This window comes from Neobacillus sp. PS3-40, assembly GCF_030915485.1.
Taxonomy (GTDB): Bacteria; Bacillota; Bacilli; order Bacillales; family Cytobacillaceae; genus JAUZPL01.
The window spans coordinates 1,985,300-2,006,427 of the sequence record NZ_CP133266.1 but is presented as its reverse complement, the minus strand read 5'-3'; the positions used below and the strand labels follow the sequence as shown (position 1 = coordinate 2,006,427).

Sequence of the window (21,128 nt, the reverse complement as noted above, 5' to 3'; positions counted from 1 at the left end):
TTGGAAAAGCAAATTTTGACATTACTTCAGCAAATGAATGAAAAGCTCGATGATCATAGTTTAATTCTAGGTGCCTTAAGAAATGGTCAAGAATCATTAAAGGCAGAATTTAGTGAGATGAGACTCCAAAATGCAAAGGAATTTGGTGAAATCAAAGCACAGATAAAAAACCATGAAGACAGCATCGAAATTTTAAAAGAAGAAAGCTGGAATAATAGGAGGAGTATCCTAAGGGTCCAAAAAACACTTGGATTTGCTTAAAAAAACTAGAATCTCTTCGTCGTTTTCTCCTTCTTAATCCAACTTCAATGGAAATCCTCATTAAATAAATAATTCCACTGACCTAAAAGAAGTAACCGCCCTTTTCCTTCATGGATGGATGGTTACTCTTTTTTTAATCGAAAAACGCAGGAATTTAGTTCCTCAAGTGAGATCCGAGTCATAGTGTGTCGAAATTTAAAATTCAATCAAACGTTTGATTGAACTGGGCTGAAATGTTGGCACTATTGGGATTCATTATGTCAAGACCTTGCATTTAAATTGAAAAAATTGATGAAACTTCCTTTACTGTTTGCCTGTTAATTTAAATAATTGAATAAAAAAATAAATGGATAGAACCCCTAATGAATCTATTCCAAGATCATATAGCCGGCCATCTCTGCCAAAAAAAAGCTGTAAAAACTCAGTTAGAAATGCATAGGTAATCGATATGCTGATTGAAATTTTATGTCTTTTAAAAAGATTGAAAACAAGAAGATCCATGATTGCAAAGCCCATAAAATGTCCAAGTTTCACCAGAAGAAAATCTGGATGAATCAATGTAAAATCATAAAAATAAAAGAATGATAAAAAATTGGGAGACCATACCCACTTAAAACTAGCAGATTGGAATGCTATAAGATGTTCTAAGCTTACAGTCCACGTATTTAAGGATAAAAACAGTCCCCATAATAAAATAAGGGCAATTTTCAGTAGGAACTTTCGATTCTTTTTGAAGGAATTCCCCATTACAGGAATACGATATGGCTCCATTATTTTATCTCCTAAAATTTTAATATTTCACAGAGTGTATAGGTAAATTTTTACTATATATTAATTATGAACTAATATACTAATTTTATAACACATAAATCGCACGAAACGGCAAAGCCTTTGAAAGATAGTGAAGCAAACCTTGAAGGGCTAAGGTCATATTTTCTGCCTTTTTTATTTTCATTTGAACGTAGCTTCTTGATGATATAATGGAAAATGTTCATTGTAACTTTAGATGGATGGGAAAGGGAGGGCCACAATGGGGAAGAAAAAATGGATAATCACCTTAATACTGTGGCTAGCCATGATTTTTATCTGTACACAACTACCTTACTTCAAGGGAGAAAATACAGAGGCAGCTATTCATAAAACAATTTCCACAAGTCATGTGGATTTAAAATTATTGAATCTAATCGTAAGAAAGGCCACACATTTAACCGTTTTTGGGATACTTGCTGTCTTGTTCTTCAAATCGCTGGGAAAATTCCGATTTGCCTACATCCTTTCATGGTTTCTGACGGTTGTTTATGCGATAACGGATGAGTATCATCAATCATTTATGCCTGGAAGAGAATCTTCGTATAAGGATGTAATGCTCGATTCCATCGGGGCGATACTTGCTTTATTGATTGTTTATTTTATGAAAAAACGACGAAGTACAGCAAAATAAAGCTAATGAATCCCCACTATAACAGCTAAAAAGCCAGTCAACAGACTGGCTCAGGTAATTATAATTTGTTAAATGTTACTGCCGCGATAAAATTACCTGATCATTACTATGATTAGGGGGAACCATTGGATAAACATTTTCCTCCTCTACCACATCAAACTCCATGACAACAGGCCCAGATTGTCTAAACGCTTCACTAATCACCTGTTGCGCCTCTTCTTCAGACCGAGCCTTGTATCCTGCCGCACCATAGGCCTGAGCAAGCTTCACAAAATCCGGCGAAGTCATTTTAACCGCGGAATAGCGACCATCATAGAACAGTTCTTGCCACTGGCGAACCATGCCAAGATAGCCATTATTCATGATCGCAATTTTAATGGGAAGCTGGTATTTTACTGCGGTCATCAGTTCGCGCAGATTCATTTGGAAACTGCCATCGCCAGAAATACAAATCACTTGTTTTGTTATGTTTGCGGCTGCGACCCCAATGGCTGCTGGTAGACCATAGCCCATCGTACCCAATCCACCGGAAGTAACGAGTGTCCGTGGTTTGGTAAATTTATAATTGTGTGCTGTCCACATTTGGTGCTGCCCAACATCCGTCACCACAATTGCTTCTTCGTTGGAATACTCGTTAAGCATCCGGATCACCCGATGCGGACTTAAGAGACTGTTCGACTTATCAAAGAGAGGAACTGTTCGTTTCCATTCGGTTGATTCATTTACCCAAATTTCTGTGTTGCCTCTAATTCGTCCGTAGTTCAATTGATCTTTTAGACTAGTAAGAAATTCGGTTGCATCACTGACAATCGGTAAATCGACAGGGATAATTTTATTGATTTCAGAAGGATCAATATCGACATGAATTTTTTTCGATTTTGGCGAAAAACCGCTAATTTTTCCAGTAGCACGGTCACTGAAACGGACTCCGATACAAATAAGTAGATCGCTATGGTGAACGGCTTTGTTTGCGGCATATGTACCATGCATCCCGAGCATTCCTAAGTAGAGGGGATCAGTTGCGTCAATAGCCCCAATCCCCAAAAGGGAGCTCACCACGGGAATCCGGGTTTTGTGTGCGATTTCTGTTAGAATCTGGGTTGCGCCTGAAATAACGGCACCTCCGCCTATGAAAAAGACTGGTTTTCGGGCAGCTTCAAGGTATTTTGCTGCCAATTCAATTGACTTTTGCAGATTTTTTGTTTTATTATTTTCTGAAATAGTCATTTGATCTGGAATAAAGTTATCTGACGGAATAGCTTCTGCTGTAACTTCAATCAAAACAGGGCCTGGTCTACCATTTACCGCAATCGAAATAGCTTGCTGGACTACAGTAGCAAGGCCTGACTGCTTGTTTATTTTAAAAATATGCTTTGTGATTGGCATGGTGATACCTGAAATATCAACCGCTTGAACAGTTTCATTTAAAGGTTTATCCACCAATGCCCCTGCAAAAATAACCAATGGGACAGAATCGCTACTTGCAGTCGCAATTCCTGTAACTGCATTGGTGACTCCTGATGCAGAAGATAACAGGACTACTCCTGGCTGCCCTGTTGCACGAGCATATCCATCGGCTGCATGGACAGCAGATTGTTCATGCGTTAATTGGACATAACGGACTTCAGATATACAGCTTTCTGGTAAAAATGCCTCCGCATCACATCCGAAAACACAGTCCACATTATTCGTAGTTAATGATTCAAATAGAAAATCCATTCCAAATTCCATTATTCCTTCACCTAGTTTCTAGTTTCTTAATATTTTAAATTATTAGAATAATATTGTATGTGAAATAAATCATATTTTAAATATTTAAACATGTTAATATAGATAGTAATGTTTGTAATCGTTTACACATTTGAATAAAATTTACTTGGAAAATACAACCGATTAATTGGAAGAATGGAATAAATAAAATTTTAATCTCCGACCAGTTGAAGCTGGATCTAGCCAAATTCAGGTAGGTTTTAAGAGAGGAAAAGGTAAATTTAACATGATCCAAGGACTGATTGAAAAGGATGAATTTACACATAGTTATCAATATTTGTATCGGATAGAAAACATGTCAGCAATTGGGGCTGAATTTTTATTCCGTGCAGAGCAAGGAAATCCAGAATTTATTTTTCAAATGGCAAGAGAAACGAAAAAGCTTTATGAATTAGATACAAAATCGATTGATAAGGCCCTTCAGACCTATTATTCCCAACAAACAATACCAATTGATGGATTGCTATTTATTAATATTTGTCCTTCGACGATCCTTCATACTCAATTCCCATCCTTTGTTGCCCACCTTGTAGAGCAGTTCCCTGAATCTTGTAAAAATGTTGTTTTTGAAATCAGCGAGTCAGAAAAAGCGAGTAGTGAAAAATTATTAAAAGAAAGAATTCATTTTTTAAAAAAACTTGGCTATAAAATTGCCGTCGATGATGTCGGTAAAGGGTGGTCATCATTAAATTTGATCATTGAACTTGACCTGGATTTTATTAAACTTGATCGCTATTTTTCAATTGATCTAGCGACTACACCAAAAAAACAAAAAATGATTCAACTTCTTCTGAATTTTTTCGAAGATACAAAAACAAGCTTAGTAATAGAAGGAATAGAAACAAGTCTGGATTTACAGATGGCTCAATACTTGGGTGTGCATTTCTGTCAAGGATACTTGCTTTCAAAACCAATGCCGGTGCTAGAAGTTTGAACTAATTTGGAAAAAAGATACTAATGAAGTTCATAAGAATGATGAAAGTTTCTATTGTATTCTTTCTATGAATATATATTTGCTATAAACAAGAGAATTGGAATGAATTAATTCAATCAGGCTGATATATAAGAATCTGCAAAAATTGGTCATATTCAATTCTTCTTACTATCCAATTACAAAGGCCTGATAGCCGAGTTTATTCTGAATTAGCAAATATTAAATGAAATAGCTTAAAAGAGGCTATTTTTTTTTAGTATCGGATTTTTTTGATTTTTGAGAATTGGCTAGCGCTGGCGCCCAGCCCCCTCAAGATCGATTTGGACCTGCAAATGAATCAAAGAATGCTAGGTCTCTCTCCGAAGTATAAGTTCGTACAAGTTTTGGCACTTTTGCAGGACTTAGCGCCTTTTAGTCGTGTTCCTTTTCCTTGGTGCTTACACTTTTCATTCATCAATTTCCAATTTTTTCACAATGAATATCTTTAAAAAATAAGTTACTATATTCCTAGTTTGAAATTAGATATAGAATGAATAAAAGTATAAAAAAGGGTGGTAAATCTCTTGAATAAAAAAATGAAAAAAGTAGTAAGCTTCACTGCTCTTTCAACAGTGGCTCTATCAGCTGTTGTGGCCGTTAACCCACATCAGGCTGATGCAGCATCAACTACAGAGAGTTTAGTAGTAAAGGCAGAACAAAATAAAGTAACTTTACAGCGTGCCATTTCGGTAGATTACAAAGCTAACGCGAAAACGCAGCCATGGACCGAATACAACAAAGCCAAAAAAGATTATACAGCAGCAAAAACAGCTGTTGGTAAGCTATCTAAAAAAGATAGAGATCGGTTGAATGCTCGTTTAGATTCGGTAAAGCTTTGGATTGACCGCACAGCCGTATATATCGATGCGATCAGCTCCGGTAAAAAGCTATCTGGACTTCAAGCAACATTGGAGGACCATCTTTCAAACGGGGATCTTGAAGAAATGACAGTAGCTTACAACAAGCTATCCTATGAAATGAAAAAACAAGCAGCCTACCTTTATAAGGTTTACGGCAAATCAACTCGTGAGACCTTCCTTACAACGTATAAACAGCCTGCAGAAGAACTTAAACAAGAAGCACTCTATCCTGTTAGTATTTATATAGAAATAAACCGATTGGCAGATGCTCTCGAAAAAGACGACACAGATCTTGCGGATAAATACGGAAACAATATTGCAGATTGGTTTGAAAAAATAGATAGCGAAACACTCATCGAAGCACTTTCAAATTATTTTGTTGACACACTTTCGCCATATATGGACGAGGACATCAGCACAATCGTTCCTGCAGATGATTATACTTTTACAACAGGACAAAACGACTTGAACGCTTTCGATGCATTCTCTTATTTCAATAAAGAAGGCGAAGAAATCTATGCTGATGCATTCGCAGCTGGCTATACTATTAAAGATGATAAAGGTTACTTTAACGGTGATGGTAGCTTTAAAGATGCCTATGCAGAAAAAGGACTTTCTGAGGTAGGAACTGATAAAATTCAGTTAATCAAAACTGCAACAAATGAAGTGGTAGCTGAAAAAGAATTCACCATTGTTGAAGGTCTACCGTATTTCAGTATCGATAAAGGGAAATTAGTGGACGAAGCTGGTAAGGATGCAACACAGGCTGTTGTAGGACAGTCTTATCAATTTGTTCCAACCGAGGCCTCTGATCAAAACTACGATATAATTGGTGACGAGCCAGGCGAAACACTTAAGCTTGAAGATTTCAAAGGGGTAACGTTTACTTCTTCAAACTCACAGGTCTTTACAATAGATGAAACGGGTAAGATCACTCCAGTAGCAGCTGGTAAAGCGAAGCTAACCGTCACATATAACGATATGGACTACTCTATTTTAATTGATGTAGTCGCAGCTCCAGCGAACTAATTAAATATGAAGATAAGGCACATCCACTATTCATTTTGGATGTGTTTTTTTTATTTTTAAGGCTTAAAGAAAATAGGAATATATCTTAAAGGTAAGCATATAGTTATAGAGTTCGCTTATAAAAAGGGGAGTATTTTAATTATTTATAATATTCATAGTAAAAACCCAAATAAATGTAATTAAAACTAGTATTCCCACCTATTATGTATTATTATAGGAATTGCGGGAATGGGTGGTAACTTGACTGTTATCAACCACTTTTGCACAATTCTACTAAAGTTTAGTATGTCATGGATATATAGGTTGATATTTCCATAATGCTTTAGTATAATAATTGTTAAGTTTGATAGACAATGTTTCTAGTTTTTTAACCAGTACATTGGACTATTTTAAATACGAAAGGGGAAATTCAAACTTATGAAAAAGAAAGCTATTAAAATAGCTGCTGCTTCTGCAGTCGCTGCTTCTGCATTCGTTGCAGCTGCACCTCTACAATCAAACGCTGCTAGCAACGTTACAACTACAGTGGATAACGCTGTAAAGCAAATGCAAGTTGCTTACCACACTTACAGTGATGTAACTGCTAATGGTCAATTTGCTGACATCAACTCAGTTTACAAAGAATTAAATGCTGCAAAAGTTGCTTACACAAGCGCAAAAGCTCTTGTTGTTAAAGCTGGCGGAGCACAAAAAGATGCAAACCTTGCTAAGCTAGATGATAACTACAACACATACATCACTAAGCGTGTAGTTACATACGTAGATGCTTACAACTATGCAGTTAAAAACCTTGTAGCTAACAAGGATGCTCTAAAAGTTGCAATAGATGCTAAGAATCTAGTTGACGTTCAAAAGTATTACAACGAAATTTCTTACCAATTAAACAAAAGAACAGTAATTTTAGACCGCGTATATGGTCAAACAACTCGCGACCTTCTTAAATCATCTTACAAAGCTGATGCTCAAGCTCTTAAAGAAACAATGAAATATGACGTTACTGTTGCTGTGAAAGTTAAAGCAGTTACAGATGCAATTGCTGCTGGTAAATTAGATGTAGCTAAAGCTGCTGTTGATCAAATCAACCTAAACTTACCAAAAGTAACTGAAACATTCAAAGCTGATCTAACAACTAAAGCTACTGCTGCAGTTGCTGCTTATGAAGCTACTCAAACTCCTGCAGTTGTGAGTGTAAGTGCGATTAACGCTAAAGAAGTTAAAGTTACTTTTAACAAGGCAGTAGATGCTACAACTGCTCAAAATCCTGCTAACTATGCAGTAACTCTAGTTGGCGGTGCAGCACTAGGATTTACTCCAACTCTTCAAGCTGATGGAAAATCAGTTATCTTAACTTTTGGTGCTGGAGACAGCTTAACCAATACTGCAACAAATTATGTTGTATCAGTTTCTAAAAATGTCTTAACTGTTGATGGAAAACAACAATCAGCAGATTACCAAAACGTTGTTTCTTTATCTGATGCAGTTAGACCTTCTGTAGCTAGTGCATCAATGGTTGATGCTAATACTCTTAAAGTATTATTCAGTGAGCCAGTAAACTTATCTGCAGCAACTGCTGCTGCAGCTACTAAGATTTATAGCAGCACAAATGCAGATGTTACTCCTGTAGTTGGTAACTTTGCAGTAGGTACTGATGCAGCAACTGGAAACACATTTGTAACAATTGATGTTAGTGGATTAACAAGAGGTGCAAGCTTCAAATTAGACATGTATGGAGTTGCTGATTATGCAAATAATCTATTAACACCAAATCCATATTCAACAAATTTCTCAACTGTTAATGATACAACTGCACCAACAGTTGCAAGTGTAACATCATTAAACTTATCACAAGCAAAAGTAGTATTCTCTGAGCCAATCAAAGAAGCAACTGCTGGTCTAAAAGATTACTTCCAAGTATCACTTGATGGAGGAGCTCCTGTTACTACATCAGCAGCAAATGTTTCTACAACTGATGGTAAAACATTTACATTAAATGTTGCTGCATTAAATCTTGTTGCTGGTGTTCCTACCAATTTAACTGCAGGCCTTCATACTATTACAGTTAGCGCTGTCCATGATTTAGCTGGACTTCCAATGGCCGCTGCGTCAACTAACTATGTAACTTTCACAGCTCAAGCACCAACAATTACTAATACTGTTGGTCAATTGAAAACTGTTGGCGGAGTAAACTATATTGTATTCCCAGTTGACCGTGGGGTAAATGTAACTGTAGGTTCACAATTAACATTAGGTTATGTTGATATCAATGGTTATGTACAAAATAATATCACTGTTAAAGATGCTTTAAATGCTAATATTAAAGCTCTTGACCTAAATAATGATGGAGTTACAGATGCTATCGGTATCAATGCAGACGATTATGATGGTGTTGCTGCCAATGCTCAAGCTTTACCAGCTGGCACATACACTGCTACTATCGGAAACATTGTAAAAGATACAGCTGCAAATCCAAATTCTTTAGCAAATACTAATGTAAGCTTTGCTATTTCAGGTGCTGCTGCTACAGGTACTGTAACTGGTGCTCTTCAAACTTTAAATGCTCCAAATACAGTTACTGTTACTTACAGTAAACCAGTTACTTCTTCTGCATTAACTTTAAGTAACTATCAAATTGATGGTCACACTATTGCAACTAATGCTGTATTTGTTGGTGACAATCAACATGTAAGATTAACTTTAGCTAGTGGAGTACTTCCATATACAACAAATTATCAATTTACTGTAAATAATGTTGTAGATACTACCGGCAAAGCTATCACAGCTTACAACCAAGTTTTACCATTTATTGAAAACACTGCTCCAACTTATACTGCATCATTGACTGGTTTAAACAGCTTGAATATCACATTCAGTGAGGCTGTTGGTGCTACATTAAATGCAACTGATGATTTAGTTGTAAAAGTTAATGGCAACACTGTTACATTAGCGAATCCTGTTGATACTGGTGACGGTATTCACTTCACAGTGGCTAAATCTGATGCAAGTAACTTCATTTCTAATGTAAGTGATGTTGTGACTGTTCAAGTAGTAACTGGAGCTACTCAAGTAGTGGATGCTGCTGGTAACGCATCTTCTTCTACAGTAGTTACATCTACAAAATAATTTTAAGATTAGTTAAATTCTAATCTTAATGGGGGCACGGGGACAGGTTCCTCAACCCAAATTGAGAGACTTTTATAAGGTAAAGCTCTGTAGAGAGAAATCTCTGCAGGGCTTTTCTTTTATTCCTCAATAGATATTCAACTTGGATGGATCAGGGATAGGTAACTTGTCCCACTCGTCAAAGCTTAATGTGAAAATTCCAGAACAATTAACAAAAATTAAAGAATGAGTAGACAAAGTAATTTAAACAAATTAAAACTGAATAAAATATGAAATACTACAAATACTTCAAGCATACCTTCCAATTCTTAGGTATGCTTTTTTATTTTGAAAAAATCAATTTCAACTAGGTTATATTTCTAGTAACAAATTAACAAAGTTTAAAAAAGTATACAGAGAATTTTAGACGAATTTGTATTTTTTTATTATAAATTTTTATAATAGTGAGTTTCTGATTTTATTACAAAGATAGTTTATGAATTGTAACTAGTAGAAATTGAAACTAAAAGGAGTTTAGGTATGGATAGTTATCCTAAATTAACTGCGGTCTCTTATGCCAGGAAATCCATTAAGGTAAAAGGGGTATCAATCGAAGATAGTATTAACTATCAACAAGTTGAAATAGAAAGATATGCACGTTTGAATAATATAGAAATTATCAAATCTTACCATGATGTTGGATATACGGGCAGAAATACAAAAAGGCCCGAATTACAAGAAATGCTATATGATTTGAGGCATAGAAAAGTTGATGTTTTACTCATGTACTCTGTAGATCGATTTGGTCGTGATCTTGTAAACAATATCGAACAAATGCTTGAAATTACGCGTCATGTAAAAAAAGTAGTTTTTATAGCTCAGGGTTTTTCTAGTGATGTAGAGAATTTTAAAATGTTCTTTTTGCTGCTAACGGGAATGGCCCAGGAAGAATGGAAAAGGTTAATGCGTGGGCTTGCTGATGGAAGAAAAGCAAAAATTTTGAATCGAAAACAGTATGATGGAAGGTATCCACTAGGCTATGTATTAGCAAAGGATGGAAAGAAAATTGTTCCAGCAACCCAATTAAATACTGATGACATAAGTAAGCAACAGGAACTTCACATTGTTCAATTTATCTTTTATTGCTACTTATTTAACTTCAGTTTAAGAGGAATTGCAGAAACGCTGAACCGAAAGTTTGGAGCGACTAGGTTAGAAAAGAGTTGGTCCTATAAGTCTGTTCGATATGTGCTAGTAAATAAAATTTATAGTGGTTTTCTATATGGAACTCTTGAAGGGAAGGAGAAATATTTATTTCAAAGTGAAAATATCCAGCCTATTATTGATCCATTAATTCATCAATTGATTTTAAAAAGACTAGAATTTGAAAAGCCAGGAAGAAAGTGTAAAAACTATCCCTTTATCCTTCCTAACTATTGTTTATGTAAAAAATGTGGGGGTGCTTTAATTAGGAAAGATGAATATTTATCTTGTTCTAGTTGCCAAAAAGAAGTAAGAGCTTGTACCATTGGTGAAAAGTTACAAAAAGAAATTAATAATTTAATTCAGAAACAAACAAGTACCTCCATTAATTATAATAAATTAGAAAAACTGTATGAATATAAACTGGTAAAAAACAAACGTAAAATGCAGGAATTGATAGAGGCAAGAGAAGAAATAGAAAGAGGAGGTTATTTTACCAAATCAATGGTCAAGGAATTAAGGCTTATAAATACTAATGAATACTGCACTTTACAAGAAGAGAATTTGAGTATTGAACAGGTGTTGAAATTGCTTAAAAATGACCAAAAGCACCTGGATAATTATGAAAATCCATTGGATGATGACTATTTATTGATGCTACCATTCATAATCCTAGTTGATTTCTTGAGTTCTAAGATTGAAGTCGTCTTTCATAAACAAATTTTTAATAATGAGGATGATTTTAATGAATAATTATAAAATTGCAGTTGGATATTGTCGTAGTTCAGGGATGATCAATCCCAAATCCAGTATACCTAACCAAATATACTCCATAAAACAATACTGTGAGAAAAATAACATATATTTAAAAAAAATCTATATCGATGAATGCAAATCTGGAACAAAAATAAAAGGTAGATTCCAATATGTAATGCTAAAAGAAGAAATAGAAAAAGATAATAATATCGAAATGGTCATTGTAGCATTTTCTGATAGACTGGCAAGGGATTCGTATGAATTTATAATTACATTGGAGGAGTTTTCAAGGAAAGGAGTTGAATTTATTAGCGTATCAGAAAACTTGTGTGGTACAAATATGACTCCTTTACAGACAGTTATGATAGGTATTCAGTCAGAAATGGAAAATAAACAGCGATACAAAAGAATAAACGACTCTAAGTTAAGTAAGATGCATCAGGGAAAGTATATGTTCAGGGATGCCCCTTTTGGCTACATATTTAATAAAGAAAGATTTCTAATAGAAGATAAAAAATCCTCACCAATTGTAAAGCATATTTTTCAAAAGTGTATTGAAGGTTTCCCCCCAGGAAAAATTGTTAAAATTATTAAAGAAGTATTTCAACATACTATTAATCAAAGGTCACTGTCAGGGATTTTAACAAATAAAACTTATACGGGATATATTTTTAAAAAGTTGAAAAGTGAAGAAGGAAAAATAACTTATGAACAGTTGTCATTTGTGCCACATCAAAATTTGGTTTCCTTGGAACAATTTGAAAGGGTTAATTCCATTATAAATAATAATTCAAAAATAAAAAGAACAAGAAACTTTTACTTATTGTCCAATGGAATTTTATTATGTAGTAATTGTAGTGGAAAAATGAAAGGCCTCAAAAAAGGAATATATAAATGCAATACTTGTAACATTCAATATCCAATAGAAATGGTTCATCAGAAAGTATTTGAATTATTAATGGGAAAGGAAATGGATCTAAACCAAAAAAATTCTTATAGTAATGTGTCAACCCATTATGAAAGAACTTTAGAAAAAAAACAAAAGTTAGAAAAAGCCTTTGCACGGGCAGAAATTACTTTAAAAGCATTTAAATCAAAATTAGAACAAATCCAAATTGAAATAAAAATACTCCATAATTCAAATGAGATGAAAATTAAGGTTGATTATTCTGAGCTAATTCAAAAATCTCAATATAGGCTTCTTTATCAGAAATTAAAGAATGATAATATTCAATTTGAAATTACAGAGGATGGAAAAATATCATCCAAAACCATATAAAGGAACCATTTTGATGGATGACTTATGAGAGTTTCTCATAAGTCATTTTGTATTTCATTTTTATAGACTAAGAAAAAAATTATTGTAATTTATATTTACGGAAATTTCGGAAATATTCGATTGATTTCTTTTTTCATAGGCCTATTGCCGCACCGTGTGAAGTAAAAATTTAATGACAAATTATTTTCTTAACGGGTTCCGTTATCTATCGCAAACATTAAAAATGATCTACAAAATGACCTACAAATTGTATGCCGATTTGTAGGGATTTTGGTTAAAAATCTAAGTGAATTTGTAGGAGAATTTGTATATGAAAATGTAGGAGTACAATAGGCAGTGTACCGCTACAAATCACACTACATTTTTGCATACAAATCTGCAAACAGAAATTTAAGTGGTTGAAGGTTTAGAAGTTTGATGATGTGCTTATCTTAAGTTTGATAAGATTTCATGAAAAATCCAACCATAAAAAACTAAATATGTTTAAATATGTATAGGGAGGTGTTTTAATTTATGTTCAGCAATATAGGAATACCAGGATTAATTTTAATTATAATAATCCTTGCTATTATAATTGCAGTACCAACAGCAATAATATTATTCATAATTAACACCAAAAAAAGAAATAACAGTTTAAAAAGAATTGAAGAAAAATTAGACCAAAGCCTATCCAATAAAGGAAAGTAATGCCGTTTAAAAAATATGAAATTACGAGCGTAAACCCCAAAAAAGAGTTGCTGGAGCAACTCCTTTTCTCATCGCAACGTTTATCAAAATGGCAAAACGTACTGCAAAATGCAGTGCGTTTTTGTGTTCATTTATAGTTGCATTTTGGATTGCAATTTCAAGTTTTGTGATAGGTAACGGAACCCGTTATTATTTTCTTATCCCTTTTTTGGAATAAAACAAAAGGGGAATTATTAAATAAGGAGAAGAGAATATTTTTATTTCTTCCCCTTATGAAGATTGTTTTTCTTATTCTCCAAATACTTGTTTCTCAACTGCCTTTCTTAATTTTTCATCAAGGGAGAAACGGTAAAGAAAGTCCATTTGGTCTGTGGGTGGCAGATTGAGAAAACGGACAACCCAATCTTCATTTTTTGTATCTTGATTTTCATTTTTCAGCATAATCACCTCCATAGCATTGATTATTGCCCGAATTTACAAGGTTTAATACATTTAGAGGTATAAAAAAATGAGAAGTTGATTATAATGAACTTCTCATTTTTTTATCTTATATTTTTTCTATTCTAAATAGATTTTCTTCTAAAAGAGTCATGAAATCCTATATTAAGAAGAGACATTGTCTTAATCTTATCCTTATTCTCTAATTAAAAAGATAAGAATGTGATTTAAGACAGAATAAGAAGTATGTTTAAGGAAGAATATGCTAATAATATAGAGGAAAAAGAAAAAGTTCACCACAAATGTGGTGAACTAATTTAAGAAAATAAATTGATCTGAATAACAATGACCTACTTCGTAAAGCATCTTGAAGAAAAGAAGTAATTTTTCATTCTTAATATCGTATTGATGGTAATGGGTAAAGATCTTTAGGGATGATTCTTTGAACTGGATCGCACTCCATTTCAAACTTAAAATATCCTCAAAAGGAATTTTTTCTTCTTCCATCAAAATCACGATAAGGATAAATTTAAGTAACTGAGCCATATGTTGATTCAATGTAGTTTCTCCAATGCAGGTCTTAAATTATCTACAACTAAATGCTGATAACGACTAGTTGAGCGTAGGTCAACATGGCCCAATATGGCAGCAATAAATGCTTGGTCTACACCTAATAAGGTTAAATGGGTTGCAACTGAATGCCTTAAGATGTGGGGAGTTACCCGTTTAGTAATTCCACAAATTTTAGACATTTTCCTAAGGTTAATCCTAACATCGCCTGCACTAATAGGGCGGTTTTGTAATTTAGGTGATTCAAAAACATAATTAGAGCCATTATGTCTAATTTTTTCTAAATGTGCTTCAAGTAGGTCTGCTAATATCGGATGTAATGGAAGATGTAAGTCTTTTCCTCCTTTTATATAGGGAAAGTACACCTTTTTTTCAGCTACATTAACATTTTCCACTAATAAGGTTCTTGCTGGCGTAATTCTTGTACCAGTATAGTAAATGAAACTAAAAAGGACATGGTAAAAAGATGAGTATTTTTTAGTCTCGTTTAATAATAATTGGACCTCTTTAAAGCTAAGGATTTGTGGTAAAGGTGTATAACTCTTAGGCGTTTTGACCTTCATTGCTGGGTTCTCAGTAAAATCCAATTCCTGTGTCAAAAATTTAAAAAATGATTTTAAAGTGGATAAATGTCTAGAAATAGAATTAATTTTATAACCTTCCTTATCTTTTAAAAAATCCATGTAATCCAAAATATCATTTTTTGTTATTTCCTCAACTAAAATTACTCCCTGATAAATTTCAATTAAAAAGAGACTAAATTTATCTAGATCTTTTTCATATCCCACCAATGTTTCTAAAGAATAATTTTTTCTTCGAAGATGACGTAGAAATTTCTTCTTGTACAACCCTAAATCAAAATTTCGTTGTAAAGTCATATGTTCACCCCATGTTGTTATATTGCGTCTTCTACTTCAGTGGTTTGTTCCAGATAATATTTAATGGAACGAATTAATTGAGGATCTCTGCAATTCACTCTTTCAAGTACATATTCATTTTCAATTAAGTAAAGTAACTGGTCTTTGATTGATAGTGCAGTACTGAACCAGAGGTATTTTTTAACTTTTTGTTCTTCATTAAGATGAGAAATCTGAGCCATATCAATTAATGAAATGTTTTCTTCCCCTAGCCATGTCTTAAATAAATCAACATATCGATGATCCTCATATAGTAGAAGCAAGGTACAAGACTTCTCAGCTATAATTAGGGAAAAGTATATTTGATTTTCAGGAACTTGTAGTGTCCCTACTAGTTTCTTTTCATCGAATATAGTTACTTCTGATTTAAATGAAAACCAGGCTTCCTTAATTTTCTTTATTAATTTTTTTACTTCCCCTAAATCAAAACTAGGCATTGATTTGTAAAATCGATCACGTAGGTTTTCGATTTGCTCATTGATGTAACTACTTCTGAATTCTTTATTAAATTGCATTAAAAGTGATGTGAAATCAACAAGTTCGGTTGGGAACTTTATATTTGAGTTGTCTCTTTCCTCAGCAACAATTATTGTAACTTTCTGCAATTCCTTCAACTCTTCAAAATGACAGCCAAAGAAGTCTGCATACCTTTTAAGTGTTTCATCAGATGCACCGCGCTTGCCTGATTCTAAAAAGTGAATAAACGCATGGGAAACTTTTAGTTGTTCGGCCAACGTTTGAATAGTTAAATTGCTTTCCCGTCTTAATTGTTTTAGTTTATTTGGCAAGGCATTAGGGGATTGAATTCCCAAATTGTTATTCACCTCAATACTTATTGTTTTTGCTAGCTCCACTTTTATCACCTCCATTTCAAGACTATTTTTGACAAGATCAATATAATATAGACTATTTTTGCTCTGATTTTTGAAATATATTGATTACGTAAGTGAAAAGTAAGCCAGCTGGATTTTAGAACTTCAGTACTTAGAGCTGTTATCTTGCTACATGTGACAGGGGACCTCTGAGCGGAAAATTACTACTTGATAAAGAGGGTAAATTAGGTGGCTTTTGTTCCTCCTAAATTAAATAATTACATACCACTAAATTAATCTTGTAATTACTTATTAGTACAGATTTCCAGTGAAGTTAACTCACTTTTCTATTATTTAAAAATCATTTGTGCTTAAAATATAGGTTTTACGTATAAATGCTATGGAATTTGTCTACTCTATCTATATAGACATATATTTTCATTTAACTAGAGACCTATGATGAATTAGTTATTAAATATGCTATATATGACAAATAGAAAATAGAATCTCTCTTTATACAATTAAAAAAACAAAAAATATGAGAATAAATTCTCATATTTTAGGTATTTATCATATTTAATAAAAATAATTGTGTTAAGGCATCATCTTGGAAGATAGTTAGGAGGGTTTCAGGTTTTTTTGAAAATAGAATGTTAAGTTTATAAGTGTTTGAAAAATTATTATTGACCCAAATAGAATAACCAGCATTTATTCTATTGGAGTTTTGTGACTCAATTCGAGGAATATTTAGGAATGGATCACCTAAATATTCCTGTAACATTTTAGAAATAAATTCGTTTTCATTAATAAAAGCAAGCATAATAAAATTGTGGTCAATTTCGACAACAACTTCGTAGTTCTTTACAATAAGTATTAAATTCCCAATGTTCTGTTGCGTTAACATCGGTTTACCTGTAGTATTCCATTTGTCTTTAATAGTTTTCAATTGATCAATTAGATCAGCAAGAGAAAGTATTTTAAAACACTCATCTTTAGACGATTCTATATTTTTTGTTTTTATTAGAGTTTCAGGTTTATTATGGGTTAAGCTTTCCTTCCTTATATTAGATGTATCCGGGGAGTGATGATTAGTGTTTGTGTTTTTCCTCTTTTCTTTAATCTTCCTCTGCTTTTCTACTAATTTTTCTTCTTTTTGATTTAGCGGTAATAAAAATGTATTTTCTACTTTATAAAAATTTGCCACCATATCAAGAGATTTTTTTGAGAGAGTTTTCCCTCCTACTTCATATCCATTATACGTTTTTGGTTGTATGCCTAGCTTTGCTGCCAGCTCTGCTTGGGTGAAATTAAGTAGTTCCCTTTGTTCTTTTAGGAACCAGCCAATTTTTGTTTTTGGAACTGCTTTAGATGTTCGCAAAATATTTGTCCTCCTTTCATTTAGTATTTATTATGATCAAAATAAGAATTAATTATCCTATGAAACAATAAAAAAACTAGAAAGTATTTTGTAAACTAGACAACTAGGTTATAGTAATAATATGGTAATTAATTAGCGTATTTACTAGTTAAACAAGAATAAAAAGAAACCTATTTGAGATTCTTTATTTACAAAAAGGATGAAAATTAACAATGGGGTTGATAGGACTTATCTAGGAAAAAATTTTTTTTAGATATTTCTTCAAAAGAATTGGTAACTAGGTAGAAAGCCTCTGGAAAGTAGGGGCTCAGTTCATATAGTTGGCTTTTTTGCTACACATTTGGACGATTAAGTGCAGTATGGAAAAACTGGAGTAAACGAAAAGAAAACTCCTTTGCAGAAGACTTGTTTGGTTATGGAAACTAAACAAAGTTTACACCTTCTACATTGGGAGTTTATTTGGGGATATGGAGTGATACCGATTTATTCAAATCTAAGAGCTTCAATTGGATCCAGTCTTGCTGCTTTATTTGCAGGAAGGATTCCAAAAACAACCCCAATGATTACCGAAAATGCTAAACCTCCGAAGATAACAGGAAGTGAAATGATAGAAGGAAAGTTTGTGAAATAGGAAATAATATAGGCATTGCCAATTCCAAAAACGATACCGATAACCCCGCCAAGGATGGTGAGAATGACGGATTCGATCAATATTTGAAGCAAGATCTTATTGGGTGTTGCCCCAATAGATTTTCGTATCCCTATTTCTCTAGTTCTTTCTGTAACAGATACGAGCATGATATTCATCACACCAATTCCACCTACAAGTAGAGAAATTCCTGCTATCGCACTTATTACTGCTGTCATGATGTCAGTAATGGTGGATGCATTTTTTGAGATCATTTTTATATTAAGAACTTTGTATTTCCCTTCCACATCTTTAGAATGGTTTAGGAAATCAACAGCGTTTTTACCAGCGGTGTTCAGTGTATCTGCACTCTTTGCTTGTATTGAAATCATTTGAATTTTATCATTCCCATATAAAAAAGGCCAAATACTCATAGGAACTAGAATCTTTCTTTTTTCATAGTCAATAATAGTAGATGTTTTATCTTTATACACGCCAATAATTTGTAAAGGAGTTCCCTCTACCTCGATGATTTCATTAATGGGGTCTTTGTCATGGAATAATCGTTCTTTTAACTCTTTCGTGATGACCGCCACTTTGCGACCCTCTTGTAAGTCAGAATGATCTATTAGTCTACCTTCTATCAGTTCTACTGGGGTAATATCATAATAACCATCTGTATAACTAATGACTCGGCCATCTTGTGCCTTTTCATTGAAGAATATTTTGGACACGTTGTCATTAGAAGAGATGACCTTTTTTATTTCTGAAATTTTGCTAAGTTCGTACACATCTTCAGCCGTGAAGAGTTCGACTGTTGCAGTAGAGTTCTTAATCTCATTCTTTCCTGGTTCATAGTAAATATCTAGTGAATTATTTCCTAAGCCAGAGAATTGGTTTTTTAACTTTGCCTCTCCACCTTGACCAATTGAAACTACAGTAATAACAGAAGCTACACCGATAATAATACCTAGCATAGTCAACAAAGATTTGAGCTTGTGGGACATGAGGGAGTCTATTGAAATTTGTATACTATCCAATATATTCACTTTCCTATCCACCGATCTTCCACAATACTTCCATCCTTAATGGAGATGACACGATTTGCATATAATGCAATTTTAGAATCGTGCGTTACCAAAATAATGGTCGTTCCTTCTTCATTTAGCTTTTGAAACAATCCCATAATTTGTTGACCTGAAACTGAATCTAAAGCTCCTGTTGGTTCATCAGCTAATAGTAATTTAGGTTGATTAATCATAGCTCTTGCGATTGCCACCCTTTGTTTTTGACCACCGGACAGCTGGCTTGGATAGTGGTTAAGTTTATCCGCTAGACCCACCTTTTCTAGTGCCAATTTTACACGCCCCATTCTTTCTGTTTTTTTAACTCCTGAATAGATTAGAGGCAATTCTACATTTGACTGGGCTGTTAATCTTGGCAGAAGTTGGAAATTTTGAAAAACAAATCCAATATATTCATTTCTAAGGAAGGATAATTCATTCTCATCCTTCATTGATAAAAGAATATCATTTAAGAAATAACTCCCCGAAAACTGCCTGTCCAAGAAACCTATGATATTCATAAGACTAGATTTGCCGGATCCGGATGGACCCATAATGGCGATGAACTCACCATTATTGATTTTTAAGTTAATCTTGTTGAGAGCTATAAGTTGGGATTCACCAGTTTGGTGAATCTTTGTCGTGTTTACCAATTTAATCATTGTAGGCACCCACTTTTTGGATCAATTTTTCTGAGGGAGTAATAATCACTCTTTGTCCTAACTGTAATCCCTTAATGACTTCAGTGTATTCGCTGTTCCTATATCCTGTTTTTATTTTCTTAACCTTGAAGTGATTGTTTTCTGAAATAATAACCAAATCTTTTTGATTCTTTCCTTCGAGAACTGAAGTATTTGGTATTACTATCGCATTGTTTATGGATTTAATGTCAATCTCTGCCTCCATATGAAGGCCGTTTTTCAAAGTAGAATCCTTTTCTGTTAGCGTAATGGTAAAGGGATATTTGGATATGCTGCTTTGTTGATTATTGGAGGACATAACGTCAGAATGAACAGGCGTATCATAAACCGATGAAATCTTTCCAGTCCATTTTCGATTTGCTATCGCTTTCGCACGTAACTCGACGTGCTGTCCTTGTTTCACATGCACTACTTCAAATTCTGTTAAAAATCCCTCTATGTTGGATGAATGGTCTATTATATTGATGAATGGCATGTTTGGATTGCTTCGTGGGTCTTTCTCAATATGTGTTACGGTCCCATCCATGCTGCTCTTTATATATAAATCCTCTTGTTTCTTTTTAATAGACTCGATCGTTTCCTTGCTTACCTGATAATCGAGAGTAGCAAGTTTTTGTTGATATTCGAACTCTTTTAATTGTTCATCTAAAGAGTCCATATTTACAAGGGGACTTCTTGTTTTCTCTTTATTCATTTTGATTTTTAAATTAGTCATCCGATCTTTGTAGTAGTTGATCTGTACCAATGCTTTATCACGAGATATTATTCCCTGCTTTTCCTGTGTATCAAGATCCTTATTGGAGACTTTGTATAGGTTTTCACCTTTCTTAACGGTCTGTCCCACTTTAATATATATTTTTTCAATTTCTCCTTTTGAGGGATCGAAATATATATTTTCCTCACTTGTGGGGGATACTTGTCCCTGCACCACAATAGTATCCGTGAGATTTTTCTTTATAATCGTATAGGCCTTAACGTTAAAGGTAGTTTTTGTTTCCTTTTTATTCAGGAGATAAATGTTAACTCCAACGAAAAGGCACAAAATTAGACCGGCTATAGCTATAACAATAGACTTCTTCTTTGATATTATTTTTGACTCCATCTAGCTCTTCCTTCCACATAGGCTATCGTCTGTAATAACTTCTGATTGTGTCCGCTTTATCCTAAGAACAATCTTACATGGTAATAATTTGACTTTCTATCATAATTAGCCTTAACGAAAATGTGGATTAACTCAAAGAAATATGAGGAAAACATTAATT

18 protein-coding genes are annotated in these 21,128 nt (G+C 33.7%); 8 read left to right on the top strand and 10 right to left on the bottom strand.

Annotation, left to right across the window (positions count from 1 at the left end):
- Positions 1–261 (top strand): hypothetical protein, encoded by a 261-nt coding sequence (locus RCG20_RS09920; protein ID WP_308184074.1) that lies wholly within the window; start codon positions 1–3, stop codon positions 259–261.
- 303 nt (positions 262–564) lie between these two features.
- Here RCG20_RS09920 and RCG20_RS09915 read toward each other — a convergent pair whose 3' ends face one another.
- The gene (locus RCG20_RS09915; protein ID WP_308184073.1) at positions 565–1,032 is read right to left on the bottom strand and encodes a VanZ family protein; all 468 of its coding nucleotides are present in this window, start codon (positions 1,030–1,032) and stop codon (positions 565–567) included.
- Between the two features lie 259 nt (positions 1,033–1,291).
- Here RCG20_RS09915 and RCG20_RS09910 point away from each other — a divergent pair, with 259 nt between their 5' ends.
- A complete protein-coding gene (locus RCG20_RS09910) occupies positions 1,292–1,702 on the top strand; it encodes a VanZ family protein (protein WP_308184072.1) in 411 nt (136 codons plus the stop codon).
- A 75-nt stretch (positions 1,703–1,777) separates the two neighbouring features.
- On the opposite strand, the gene ilvB is transcribed toward RCG20_RS09910, so the two are convergent.
- The gene (gene ilvB / locus RCG20_RS09905) at positions 1,778–3,433 is read right to left on the bottom strand and encodes a biosynthetic-type acetolactate synthase large subunit (protein WP_308184071.1); all 1,656 of its coding nucleotides are present in this window, start codon (positions 3,431–3,433) and stop codon (positions 1,778–1,780) included.
- A 265-nt stretch (positions 3,434–3,698) separates the two neighbouring features.
- On the opposite strand from ilvB, the gene RCG20_RS09900 reads away from it, so the two are divergent.
- From RCG20_RS09900 to RCG20_RS09875, 6 genes are all read left to right on the top strand, one after another.
- Complete coding sequence (locus RCG20_RS09900) at positions 3,699–4,406, top strand: EAL domain-containing protein (protein WP_308184070.1); 708 nt, start codon at positions 3,699–3,701, stop codon at positions 4,404–4,406.
- Between the two features lie 563 nt (positions 4,407–4,969).
- Positions 4,970–6,334 (top strand): Ig-like domain-containing protein, encoded by a 1,365-nt coding sequence (locus tag RCG20_RS09895; RefSeq protein ID WP_308184069.1) that lies wholly within the window; start codon positions 4,970–4,972, stop codon positions 6,332–6,334.
- 417 nt (positions 6,335–6,751) lie between these two features.
- Positions 6,752–9,454 (top strand): hypothetical protein, encoded by a 2,703-nt coding sequence (locus RCG20_RS09890; protein ID WP_308184068.1) that lies wholly within the window; start codon positions 6,752–6,754, stop codon positions 9,452–9,454.
- 519 nt (positions 9,455–9,973) lie between these two features.
- Complete coding sequence (locus tag RCG20_RS09885; RefSeq protein WP_308184067.1) at positions 9,974–11,389, top strand: recombinase family protein; 1,416 nt, start codon at positions 9,974–9,976, stop codon at positions 11,387–11,389.
- Positions 11,382–12,671, top strand: a complete 1,290-nt coding sequence (locus RCG20_RS09880; RefSeq protein ID WP_308184066.1) for a recombinase family protein — start codon at positions 11,382–11,384, stop codon at positions 12,669–12,671. Before RCG20_RS09885 ends, RCG20_RS09880 begins: the two co-directional genes overlap by 8 nt.
- Before the next feature lie 513 nt (positions 12,672–13,184).
- On the top strand, positions 13,185–13,358 hold the full coding sequence (locus tag RCG20_RS09875; RefSeq protein ID WP_308184065.1) for a hypothetical protein: 174 nt from the start codon (positions 13,185–13,187) through the stop codon (positions 13,356–13,358).
- Between the two features lie 288 nt (positions 13,359–13,646).
- On the opposite strand, the gene RCG20_RS09870 is transcribed toward RCG20_RS09875, so the two are convergent.
- The 8 genes from RCG20_RS09870 to RCG20_RS09835 form a co-directional block, all read right to left on the bottom strand.
- A complete protein-coding gene (locus RCG20_RS09870; protein WP_308184064.1) occupies positions 13,647–13,799 on the bottom strand; it encodes a hypothetical protein in 153 nt (50 codons plus the stop codon).
- Positions 13,800–14,108: 309 nt separating this feature from the next.
- Complete coding sequence (locus RCG20_RS09865) at positions 14,109–14,354, bottom strand: hypothetical protein (protein ID WP_308184063.1); 246 nt, start codon at positions 14,352–14,354, stop codon at positions 14,109–14,111.
- The gene (locus RCG20_RS09860; RefSeq protein WP_308184062.1) at positions 14,351–15,244 is read right to left on the bottom strand and encodes a tyrosine-type recombinase/integrase; all 894 of its coding nucleotides are present in this window, start codon (positions 15,242–15,244) and stop codon (positions 14,351–14,353) included. The genes RCG20_RS09865 and RCG20_RS09860 overlap by 4 nt, the downstream gene beginning before the upstream one ends.
- A 17-nt stretch (positions 15,245–15,261) precedes the next feature.
- Positions 15,262–16,137 carry a helix-turn-helix domain-containing protein gene (locus tag RCG20_RS09855; protein ID WP_308184061.1) on the bottom strand — a complete coding sequence of 292 codons (876 nt, stop codon included), beginning with the start codon at positions 16,135–16,137 and terminating at the stop codon, positions 15,262–15,264.
- Positions 16,138–16,654: 517 nt separating this feature from the next.
- Complete coding sequence (locus tag RCG20_RS09850; RefSeq protein ID WP_308184060.1) at positions 16,655–17,473, bottom strand: helix-turn-helix domain-containing protein; 819 nt, start codon at positions 17,471–17,473, stop codon at positions 16,655–16,657.
- Positions 17,474–17,956: 483 nt separating this feature from the next.
- Positions 17,957–19,150 (bottom strand): ABC transporter permease, encoded by a 1,194-nt coding sequence (locus tag RCG20_RS09845; RefSeq protein ID WP_308184059.1) that lies wholly within the window; start codon positions 19,148–19,150, stop codon positions 17,957–17,959.
- Positions 19,147–19,827, bottom strand: coding sequence for an ABC transporter ATP-binding protein (locus RCG20_RS09840; protein WP_308184058.1), 681 nt, complete (start codon positions 19,825–19,827; stop codon positions 19,147–19,149). The genes RCG20_RS09845 and RCG20_RS09840 overlap by 4 nt, the downstream gene beginning before the upstream one ends.
- The gene (locus RCG20_RS09835) at positions 19,820–20,968 is read right to left on the bottom strand and encodes an efflux RND transporter periplasmic adaptor subunit (RefSeq protein ID WP_308184057.1); all 1,149 of its coding nucleotides are present in this window, start codon (positions 20,966–20,968) and stop codon (positions 19,820–19,822) included. The genes RCG20_RS09840 and RCG20_RS09835 overlap by 8 nt, the downstream gene beginning before the upstream one ends.
- Positions 20,969–21,128 lie beyond the last annotated feature (160 nt).